This is a genomic window from Oceanobacillus sp. HCA-5259, from assembly GCF_037892815.1.
GTDB lineage: Bacteria > Bacillota > Bacilli > Bacillales > Amphibacillaceae > Oceanobacillus > Oceanobacillus indicireducens.
Map to the genome: position 1 here is coordinate 45,937 of NZ_JBBKBV010000011.1, position 11,203 is coordinate 57,139.

At 41.3% G+C, this 11,203-nt stretch carries 9 protein-coding genes; all 9 read right to left on the bottom strand.

The features are described from left to right. Positions 1–9 precede the first annotated feature (9 nt). Entirely contained in the window at positions 10–972 is a 963-nt protein-coding gene (gene opp4B, locus WKU33_RS08500) for an oligopeptide ABC transporter permease (RefSeq protein ID WP_336252326.1), read from the bottom strand. A gap of 6 nt (positions 973–978) precedes the next feature. Next, entirely contained in the window at positions 979–1,911 is a 933-nt protein-coding gene (locus WKU33_RS08505) for an ABC transporter ATP-binding protein (protein ID WP_340454128.1), read from the bottom strand. Further along, positions 1,898–2,908 carry an ABC transporter ATP-binding protein gene (locus WKU33_RS08510; protein WP_340454130.1) on the bottom strand — a complete coding sequence of 337 codons (1,011 nt, stop codon included), beginning with the start codon at positions 2,906–2,908 and terminating at the stop codon, positions 1,898–1,900. Before WKU33_RS08510 ends, WKU33_RS08505 begins: the two co-directional genes overlap by 14 nt. A gap of 972 nt (positions 2,909–3,880) precedes the next feature. After that, positions 3,881–4,915: a threonine ammonia-lyase gene (ilvA, locus tag WKU33_RS08515; protein WP_255454333.1), complete on the bottom strand. Its 1,035-nt coding sequence runs from the start codon at positions 4,913–4,915 to the stop codon at positions 3,881–3,883. A 243-nt stretch (positions 4,916–5,158) separates the two neighbouring features. Then, positions 5,159–5,746: a 3-isopropylmalate dehydratase small subunit gene (gene leuD, locus WKU33_RS08520; RefSeq protein WP_336252330.1), complete on the bottom strand. Its 588-nt coding sequence runs from the start codon at positions 5,744–5,746 to the stop codon at positions 5,159–5,161. 16 nt (positions 5,747–5,762) lie between these two features. Further along, on the bottom strand, positions 5,763–7,169 hold the full coding sequence (gene leuC, locus WKU33_RS08525; RefSeq protein ID WP_340454133.1) for a 3-isopropylmalate dehydratase large subunit: 1,407 nt from the start codon (positions 7,167–7,169) through the stop codon (positions 5,763–5,765). Positions 7,170–7,477: 308 nt separating this feature from the next. Beyond that, positions 7,478–8,584 (bottom strand): 3-isopropylmalate dehydrogenase, encoded by a 1,107-nt coding sequence (gene leuB / locus WKU33_RS08530; RefSeq protein ID WP_340454135.1) that lies wholly within the window; start codon positions 8,582–8,584, stop codon positions 7,478–7,480. A gap of 44 nt (positions 8,585–8,628) precedes the next feature. After that, on the bottom strand, positions 8,629–10,179 hold the full coding sequence (locus tag WKU33_RS08535) for a 2-isopropylmalate synthase (protein ID WP_340454137.1): 1,551 nt from the start codon (positions 10,177–10,179) through the stop codon (positions 8,629–8,631). Beyond that, positions 10,166–11,200, bottom strand: coding sequence for a ketol-acid reductoisomerase (gene ilvC, locus WKU33_RS08540; RefSeq protein ID WP_156854802.1), 1,035 nt, complete (start codon positions 11,198–11,200; stop codon positions 10,166–10,168). Before ilvC ends, WKU33_RS08535 begins: the two co-directional genes overlap by 14 nt. Positions 11,201–11,203: the final 3 nt, after the last annotated feature.

The window sequence follows — 11,203 nt, forward strand, 5'->3', positions numbered from 1 at the left end:
GTTCGACTTCTATTTTATGCGAATACGCGGGTCAACAATGCTTAAAATAATATCCGATAGCAGAGCACCTAAGATCTGTGCAATACCAAATAATAAGACGAGTGCAGTTACTACACTGTAATCACGCATATTAATAGACTCTAAAAACAGTAGGCCCATACCAGGATAACTGAATATACGTTCAATAAATACTGTTCCAACAATAAGAGTCGTAATCTCCCAACCGATAAATGCTGCAATCGGCAGTAATGAGTTTCTAAAAATATGCCTATTATAGACCCGGGATTCAGAAGCCCCTTTCGCTCTTGCGGTAATAATAAAATCTTTCTGCTTCGTATCAACGATTTCGCTTCTTAAATATTGGACCGTTGATACCGTTTGGATTAATGCCATGGAAAGCGCTGGTAACATCACGTGTTTTAATTTACTTACCCAGTACTCGAATGTGCCCGGAACCATGCCAGGTGCAACACTTCCACTTGTCGGAAACCATCCTAATTGATAACCAAAAACAAATAACATGATAAGCCCGAATATAAATAACGGTGTAGCAAAACCAACGTACGTATAGCCTGTTATTGCTTGGTCCAGTAACGTATCATTATAACGCCCACTGGTAATTCCTAAAGGTATTGCTAAGAGATATGTAAATATTAATGTCACAAATGAAAGTATAATTGTATTTTGCATTCGTTGTGAAATAAGTTCGGACACATCCATTTTAAAACGGAAGGATTTCCCTAAATCCCCTTGTACTACACCACTAATCCAATTAGCATATTTAATATGCCATGGATCGTTTAGCCCCATTCTTTCACGCTGCTCTTGAATGGTTGATTGATCCACGTTCGGATCTAGCATTCCAGTTAATGCATCACCAGGCATAAACTGCGCCATTAAGAAGATTAATATACTTAGTAATACAATTTGCGGGAATGTGATTAATAGTCTTCTAACGATAAATTTCCACATATCGAATCAACCTCTCTCCGGTAATGCGACTCTATGGGTTTCAGAGATATTCTGTAAGTTATACGCTAACCCTTCCGCATCGAAGTAGTCATCGAATGAGTCTTCATACTCTTTCTTCACTTCTTGGCGAAATGCATATTGTGCATCCCTGTTACGCGGATTGATATCCGGAATTGCCGCAATGAGCCGCTTCGTGTAAATATGCTGCGGATTTTCAAATATATCTTCACGTGTACCTTGTTCAACGTAGCGTCCCCTATACATGATTGCGATTTCATCACACATATGCTCAACGACACCTAAGTCATGGCTAATAAATAAATACGTTAAATCAAGTTCTTTTTGAATATCCTGCATAAAGTTCAACACCTGTGCTTGTACGGATACATCAAGTGCAGAAACCGGTTCATCTGCAATAATCAGCTTCGGTTTTAAAGCGATTGCCCGTGCAACTCCGATCCGCTGTCTTTGTCCACCAGAGAATTGGTGTGGGAATTTCCATATACTTTCCGGGTTCAACCCTACTAATTCTAATAATTCATATACTCGTTGCTTTTCTTCATTTTTTGTTAACTTTTCATAGTTTCGTAGTGGTTCTGCAATAATATCGCGTACTCTTTTACGCGGATTCAATGATGAATACGGATCTTGGAAAATCATCTGAATATCTTTTCTCATATCTTTTGTTTTACTTTCTCGTGAGGTGATATCTTCTCCTTCGAAAAGGATTTTGCCGGCTGTGATGTTCTCTAATCCAACAATTGCTCTTCCAGTCGTCGATTTACCTGAACCAGATTCACCTACAAGCCCATATGTTTTACCTTGCTCGATCGAGAAGGAGACATCATCGACGGCTTTGATATGCCCGATTGTACGATTGAATATTCCACCTTTAATCGGGAAATGTACTTTTAATCCGCTAATATCAAGTATCGCCATGTGTGATTTCCTCCTTACCTTTTTCTGGGAAGTAGAAATAACTGTGACAAGTGCAGCGGACGAAATGCCCTGGTGTCACTTCATGTAATAACGGGTTTTCTTCATGAACAGATTCATCAATCCATGGAATTCGTGCGGCAAAGCGACAACCTGTTCGAGGTAAATGTTGTAAGCCTGGTACAATTCCTTGAATGACGTGAAGCCTATCCTGCCCTTCAGTTGGTACCGAATTAAGTAATGATCTTGTATATGGGTGTAAAGGGTTTTCAAATAATGTATGTACATCAGCGATTTCCACAATTTGACCTGCATACATGACAGCAACTCGGTCTGCCATTTCTGCAACAACACCGAGGTCATGGGTAATTAAGATAATTCCTGCATCCATTTCGTCCCGCAATTCCCGAATCAAATCAAGTATTTGCGCTTGAATGGTCACATCGAGCGCTGTTGTCGGCTCGTCAGCTATAAGTAATTGCGGTTTGTTCGCAATCGCAATAGCGATGATGACACGTTGCCTCATTCCACCCGAAAGCTCATGTGGATATTGCTGGTAGACGTATTCCGGTCCTGTAATGCCTACTAAATCGAATAATTCAATCACGCGATTATAGCGTTCCTGTTTTGACATTTTCGGTCGATGGAGAATGAGCGTTTCATCGATTTGTACACCAATTTCCATTAATGGATTAAGTGCAGTTAACGGGTCTTGGAATATCATGGAAAGTTTATCCCCGCGAAGCTTATTCAAATCACCCGTTGACGCTTTTGCCAAATCAATTCCTTCAAGTTGTATTTTTCCTTCAATCTTTGCACGATTATGTAATCTCATTATGGAAAATGCCAGTGCACTCTTTCCCGAACCGGATTCACCAACAATTCCTAAAACTTCATTTCTATTAACGGTTAATGACACACCATCCACTGCAGCATAGTACGCATCACCGATTTGGAATGAAGTGGTTAGATTTTCTATTTCTAGTAGTTTTCTGCTCAAATTTATCCCCTCTTACGTAGCAAATTTCTAATGAATAGATGTCCTTCTAAGGGCTTTTCAATCACACGTAATATCGTAAAGTTCAGACAATTTTGATTTAGTTGTATATTATTTTATCATTTTTAACAATTTTTGCAACTATTTTTCATTCCTTCTGAATCATCATTCAGCTGATACAAGAAAAAGAGTTCATTTTTGGCTTTTGTTACATAATATTAGCACCTCTGTAACTTTCGTAATAGTAGTGAAAAATTATAGTAATGTGATTATAATGGAATTATTTGAAAAAAGCAATATTATAAAATCAATTTAATTCCAGTATTTTTCCAAAACTCAGCAACCAAAGATAAAAAGCCTTGCTAGGATAACCTTTCTTATCACTCCGTCTAAATATGGAATAGTTTATTTTTTTACTAAAAACTTTGGAAATTGCTCTCTGAGACTAGATAACGAATGTTCTTTTCAATTGTTTCTTTCCTTTTTATGTATTTCATTTCCCACCGAAATGCATCTGTAATAACCATTTCCTGCTATAGTAATAGTACAGTTAAGCCTTCATTCAGCCTAAATAAAAATAAATCCGAACAATTATCTCGATCATTGGAAAATGATACTTCGAATTGTTCGGATTTGCGTAATTTTATCACGTATTAACGGTCTGTAGTACCCCCATCTCTAAATAAGAGGGTAAACCAAAATGCTAAGGTGGGGGTTATACAGTCCGTAAATACCTGATTCTGTTCAACTAACATTCAGTGGAGGAAGGAAAGAAACCCCCACTGAATGAAGTTTCACTTTATCACGTATTAACGGTCTGTAATACCCCCCAACTCTAAATAAGAGGGTAAACCAAAATGTGAAGGCAGGGGTTATACAGTCCGTAAATACCTGATTCTGTTCAACTAACATTCAGTGGAGGAAGGAAAGAAACCCCCACTGAATGAAGTTTCACTTTATATTTTTCACTTCATGTTAATAAGCCATTTGTTCCTTTTCCTTTACCTCAACGGGAAAAAAACCTTCTGCCAGATCTTGGATTTCGGCCATTCGTTTAATATCGAAGTTTCCGCCACTTACAATGACACCAGTGTGCCTGCTCGGAATCTCTTTATGATAAGCGAATAATCCAGCTAATGCAGTCGCTCCCGCACCTTCCGTAAGGGTTTTATTCCGTTCCAGCATAAATAAAATACTTGCAGCAATCTGTTCATCGGTAACTGTAACAATATCATCAACATAATCTCTAATGATCGGAAATGTTGATTTCCCAGGTTCTTTTACAGCAATTCCGTCTGCAAGCGTGTTTACCTCGGTCGAATGCCGCATCTCTTTCGAATGGTAGCTTTGATACATTGCATCTGCCCCGCTTGCTTGGACACCGATTACTTGGATATTACGGTTGATGTGTTTACAGGCAACTGCAATTCCAGCAATGAGACCGCCCCCGCCAATTGGTACAAAGACAGTGTCAATCCGGTCTTCTTGCCGCAGCAGCTCCATAGCAATCGTTCCTTGTCCTGTCATCACATCATAGTCATCAAAGGGATGGACATATACACTTCCGCTTTCCTTTTCATATTCCATCGATGCTTGATAAGCCTCTTGGAAACTTTCACCAGTAAGTACAACATCTGCTCCGTAATTTCTTGTTGCATGTACTTTAGCAAGCGGTGTTCCTTCAGGCATGAAAATCTTTGCATTGGCGCCGAGCTTTCTTGCTGCATAGGCAACTCCCTGTGCATGATTACCAGCTGAAGCGGTTATTACACCTCTTTGCAATTCTTCTTTCGTCAGTTGCATGAGCTTGAATGTTGCCCCTCGAAACTTAAAGGCACCTGTCTTTTGCTGATTCTCCATCTTGCAATACACTTTTCTGCCAACCATATCATCAATTGTATGGGAGGTAAGCAATGGTGTTCGATGCACGATCGGTGCCAACCGCTTCCATGCTTGATAAATTTTCTCACCAGTTAATAAATCTCCTACTAAATCCCCAAAGAAAGCCACACTCCTTATTATCAGTTTCCTTCTATATACATTACATCTTCCATATCTTCCTTTATCACGTATTAACGGTCTGTAATATCCCCATCTCTAAACATGAGGGAAACCCAGTATATGAAGCGGGGATTTACAGTCCGTAAATACCTGATTCTGTTCAACTAACATTCAGTGGGAAGGTAAGGATTCCCCACTGAATGAAGTTTCACTTTACGTTACTACTCTATTTTTTCCAATTCTATCTCTTGATTAAGCTTGGGCACCATTTTCAAACTCTGAAATCTTTTCTTCCATTAATAAAGTTAGAGCTATGTCATCCCAGCCATTGATTAGCTTTTCTTTATGATAGGCTGGAATTTCAAATCCAACAACTTTACCGGCTTCATCTGTAATCGTCTGATTTGGCAAATCCACACTCAACTTCAATTCGCCATCTTCCGACTGATTCTGCCACTCTTTTATTTGCGCTTCATCCAGCTTGATAAGGATGATTCCATTCTTCAGCGCATTATTGTAGAATATATCAGCAAAGCTCGGAGCGATGATCACTTTGAAACCATAATCTTCAAGCGCCCATGGTGCATGTTCTCTTGAAGAACCACAACCGAAATTCTCTCCGGCAAGTAAGATAGATGCTCCTTCATATTTCGGATCATTCATACTAAAATCTTCTCTTAAGCTTCCATCTTCGTTAAAACGCCAATTATAAAAGAGGAATTGACCAAAGCCTGTTCGTTCAATCCGCTTTAAAAATTGCTTTGGGATTATTTGATCGGTGTCAATATTGGCGCGGTTTAGTGGGTAAACCAATCCTTCATGCTGTTCAATTGCTTCCATTATAATATCTCCCTTCCTATTGCGCTACACCTGCAAAATGACGGACATCGACAAAACGACCTTCAATAGCAGCTGCTGCAGCCATCTCCGGACTAACAAGGTGCGTTCGTGCGCCGTTCCCCTGTCTTCCTTCAAAGTTACGGTTAGAAGTGGATGCACAACGGCCACCGATCGGGACGATATCATCGTTCATTCCTAGACACATACTACAACCGGAGTCACGCCATTCAAAACCTGCCTCTTTGAATATTTTGTCAATACCTTCTTTTTCAGCTTGAAGCTTAACGCTGAAGGATCCTGGAACAACAATTGCTTTAATCGTGTCTTTTACTTGTTTCCCTTCTACAATCGCCGCCGCTTTCTTCAAATCGCTAAGGCGCGAGTTCGTACAAGAACCAATAAAGACATGATCGATTTCAATGGAGGTAATCGGCTGATTTTCTTCAAGTCCCATATATTCTAGCGCACGTTCTACCTCGTACGGGTTATCCGATTCCGCAACGCGTGGGGTTGCACCACTAACTGGAACCCCCATTCCTGGGTTTGTTCCCCAAGTGACCTGTGGTTCAACTTCTGCTGCATTGATTGTAACCGTATGATCGTAAACTGCTCCTTCGTCGGTTGCTAAGGCAAGCCATTCCTCACTTACTCTATCAAACTCTTCATCTTTCGGAACATACTCTCTGCCTCTTAAGAATTCAACAGTTGTCTCATCCGGACTGATTAAACCAGCTCTCGCACCACCTTCAATTGACATATTACAAATCGTCATCCGTTCTTCCATAGATAGCTTACGTATTGCCTCACCAGTATATTCCATTACATAACCTGTACCGAACCGGACACCAAATTTTGCAATAATCGCTAAAATAAGGTCCTTTGCTGTAACACCTGGCCCGAGATCGCCTTCAACTTTTACATTCAATGTTTTCGGGCGGTCTTGCCAGATTGTTTGTGTTGCAAGAACATGCTCCACTTCACTTGTACCAATTCCGAAAGCAAGTGCTCCAAAGGCACCGTGCGTAGATGTATGACTGTCCCCGCAGACAATTGTTTTACCTGGCTGCGTTAGACCAAGTTGTGGACCGATGACATGCACAATTCCCTGATCCGGGTGAAACATATCCGCAAGCTTGATTCCGAAATCCTCGCAATTCTTGCGTAGTGTTTCCATTTGCTTACGGGAGATTTCATCTTTCACGACATCCCGATTTTTTGTTGGTACGTTATGGTCCATCGTCGCGTAGGTTAAATCCGGTCTACGGACCTTGCGATTTGCAAGGCGCAGACCTTCAAAAGCTTGAGGAGATGTTACCTCGTGCACTAAATGCTGGTCAATATATAAAAGATCAGGCTTCCCTTCTTCTCGATGAACGACATGCTGTTCCCAAACTTTTTCAATAATTGTTTTCGGCTTTCCCATCTTCCTCACCTCTTACGTTTTCTCTTATAGGGGGATATTCAAAAAGTCCGGTAAAAAGGACACTCCGAGAAAGAGAAGGTTCTACTAAAACCGTCCACGTCCTGTGGACAATGTAGAACTCACCACACACGCGAGAAGCTCGTTTGCTCGCGTTTCCGCTCCTCATGTACTTAAAACGTACATTCCGGTGCCGGGAACTTTCGCCGCCTCGAACTTCGACGCACAGGACGTGCTAGTGCCGGCGTTGCAAAGACGATCGCGAACTTAGCCGACCTCGGTCCTTTTTATCCTCCCTTTTGAATACACTCTTACACATACATATAACAAATATCGTCTGAAATACTTCGTGCAGATAGACTGCCTATTACAACATCCGTCATTTCCTTCGTCGAAACTAAAGTTCCATCTTTCACGTCCAGATCTGCTGTATGATAGCCTTGCTCTAAAGCTTCATTCACCGCTTGTTCCATTGCATTTGCTTCCACTTCAAGTCCGAATGAATCTCTTAGCATAAAGCTTGCAGACAAAATCATCCCTAATGGATTAGCAATTCCTTTACCAGCAATATCAGGTGCAGAACCATGGATTGGTTCATATAACCCTAATCCATCTTCCCTGACACTTGCTGATGGCAACATACCTAATGAACCAGTAATGACAGATGCTTCATCGCTTAAAATATCACCAAATAAATTTTCCGTCACAATCGTGTCAAAGGAAGCTGGGTTTGTGATTAACTTCATCGCCGCGGCATCGACAAGGACATGCTCAACGGTTACTTCCGGATAATCTTTTGCCTTTTCTTCCACAATTTCCCGCCACATTCTACTGGATTCAAGCACATTGGCTTTATCAACAGATGTCAGATGCTTTCTGCGGGACATTGCTGTTTCGAAGCCTTTTTCAATAATCCGCTCCATTTCGTAGCGTTCATAGCTTAGAGTATCTACTACAGAATTCCCGTTATTCCGGCGTTCACTTGGTTTTCCGAAATATAATCCCCCGGTCAATTCACGGATAATGACAATATCACTTGCTGCCACAATCTCCTCTTTTAATGGTGAGGCATGAATTAACGCAGGGATTAATTTAATCGGGCGTAAGTTTGCAAATAATCCCAAGCTCTTACGGATTTTGAGCAGCCCCTGTTCAGGTCGCTGATACACCGGATGGTTTTCCCATTTTGGGCCACCTACCGCACCGAGTAATATTGCATCGCCTTCTTCAGCAGCTTTCAATGTCTCTTCCGGGAGGGGCTCACCATAGGCGTCAACTGCATTTCCACCAATGGCATGTTCATGAAATATAAAGTCATGATTGAACTCTTCAGCAATGACTTGTAATACTTCTTTCGCACTCTCCATAATTTCTGGGCCGATACCGTCACCTGGAAGCAAAGTAATTTGTTTTTTCATGATTGGTTCCCCTTCCTGTAGTTTACATACTCTTTTTTCTTACTTTAGTGGCTGACTGCTCGTTTCTGGTTCACCGGGCTATGTTTTAAGAAATAGCGATTTACCGCATTAATATATGCGTTCGCTGATGCCATTAATACGTCTTGATTTGAGCTGCGACCATTCATAACCTCACCATTCACACTCAATTGGACGTACGCTTCTGCCAATGCGTCTTGCCCGCCGCCAACTGAATTTAATTGGTAATCGATGAGTTTCAATTCTTCTCCAATTAAACTTTCAATCGCTTTATAAAGTGCTTCCACACTCCCATTCCCTGTTAACGCTGCTTCAAATTGTTCTTTATCCGGTGATATCAACCGCACAACTGCGGTTGGTGAATTTTCTGTCCCATAGTACACTTGGAAACTTTCAATCTCGTATTTATTCATTTCATCTGAGTCTGTTTTGATTTCCATAATAATCGTGTAAATATCATCATCCGTCACTTCTTTATTATGATCGGTTAATGCTTTAAACTTCTTGAAGGCCTGTTGTAGCTCTGTATCCGATAATTCGACACCAAACTCCTGTATTTTCTCTTTAAATGCATGTCTGCCGGAGTGTTTACCTAGGAATAACGTATTCGCTTCTTGGACTCCAACCATTGCTGGCGTGATGATTTCGTATGTTTCCACATTTTTTAGTACACCGTCTTGGTGGATGCCTGATTCATGACTATAGGCATTTCGTCCGACAATTGCCTTATTTGCCTGAACATGCATTCCAGTTAACTTCGCCACAAGGTCACTCGTCCGTTTAATTTCGTTTAAGACAAGTCTTGTTTCATAAGGGTAAAAGTCAGAACGGACTTTCAGTGCGACAGCTACTTCTTCCAATGCCGCGTTCCCTGCCCGTTCACCGATACCATTAATTGCACCTTCCACCTGGGTTGCACCATTCTCTACCGCTGCAATCGAGTTCGCTACTGCCATTCCAAGATCATCATGACAATGACAAGACAGGCTTACTTGATCAATATTTGGCACGCTATCCTTCATATACTTGAACATTTTCCCGTATTCTTCTGGCGTCGCATAGCCTACCGTATCTGGAAGATTTACGACCGTTGCCCCAGCATCGATCACTTTTTCAATGATTTTTGCTAAGAAATTCAAGTCGGAACGGGATGCGTCTTCAGCTGACCATTGCACCTCCGTAAATTTCCGCTTCGCATAGCGAACCATTTCAACCGAGGTTTCGATTACTTCTTCTGGGGTTTTACGTAATTTATATTCCATATGGATTGGTGAGGTTGCCAAGAACATATGAATTGCTGGCTTTTTAGCTCCTTTTAAAGCTTCCCAAGCCGCATCAATATCCGATTTTACGGTTCTTGCTAAGGCAATTACAGATGTTGTTTCAATCGTGTCCGCAATTTCTTTCACTGCCTCGAATTCACCTTGGGAAGAAGCAGGAAATCCTGCTTCTATCCGGTCTACACCAAGACGTTCAAGTTGTTTAGCGATCTCTAATTTTTCTAATTTATTTAGATTTACTCCAGGTGACTGTTCGCCGTCTCGTAGTGTTGTATCAAATATTTTAATTCTGGACATATTCCTTCACATCCTTTTGTTTTTCTTGAATAGGCTGTTTAACAAACGGCATCAGGTCACGTAACTCCCTTCCAACTTTTTCAATCGGATGATTATTTTCCGCGCGGTTGATTGCATTGAACTGCGGGCGTCCTGCCTGGTTTTCAAGAATCCAGCCTTTAGCGAATGCACCGTTTTGAACTTCTTTTAGGATTTCTTGCATACGCTCTTTCGTTTCGTCATTGATGACGCGTTCTCCAGATACGAAGTCACCCCACTGTGCTGTGTCAGAAATGGAATAACGCATGTTCTCGAGTCCACCTTCATAGAGCAAGTCAACGATTAGTTTCATTTCATGGAGACACTCAAAGTACGCAACTTCTGGTTGGTATCCCGCTTCCGTTAGCGTTTCAAATCCAGCTTTGATTAAGCTTGTTACCCCACCGCAAAGAACTGCCTGTTCTCCAAATAGATCTGTTTCCGTTTCTTCTTGGAAGGAAGTTTCTAGTACTCCAGCGCGAGCAGCTCCAATTCCTTGTGCATACGCAAGGGCAACATCTTTCGCTTTACCAGTTACGTCCTGATACACTCCGTATAATGCTGGTACACCTGCACCTTCTTCATATGTTCTTCTAACTAAGTGACCCGGTCCTTTTGGAGCAACTAGGAACACGTCAACGTCTTGTGGTGGAACGATTTGTGAATAATGGATGTTGAATCCATGAGCAAACGCTAACGCGCTGCCGGGTTTCAAGTTTTCTTTAATGCTTGCTTCATATACTTTTTGCTGCGTTTCATCTGGAAGTAAAACCATAACAACGTCTGCCTGTTTTACTGCTTCTTCAACCGGGAATACGTTGAATCCATCTTCTTCCGCTTGCTCCTGAGATTTACCTTTACGTAATCCAATCACTACTTCATATCCGCTGTCACGTAAGTTTTGTGCATGTGCATGACCTTGGGAACCGTATCCTACAACTGCAACTTTTTTCCCCTCTAATACTTGATTATTGATGTCCTTTTCGTATAACACTTTTGCCATTTT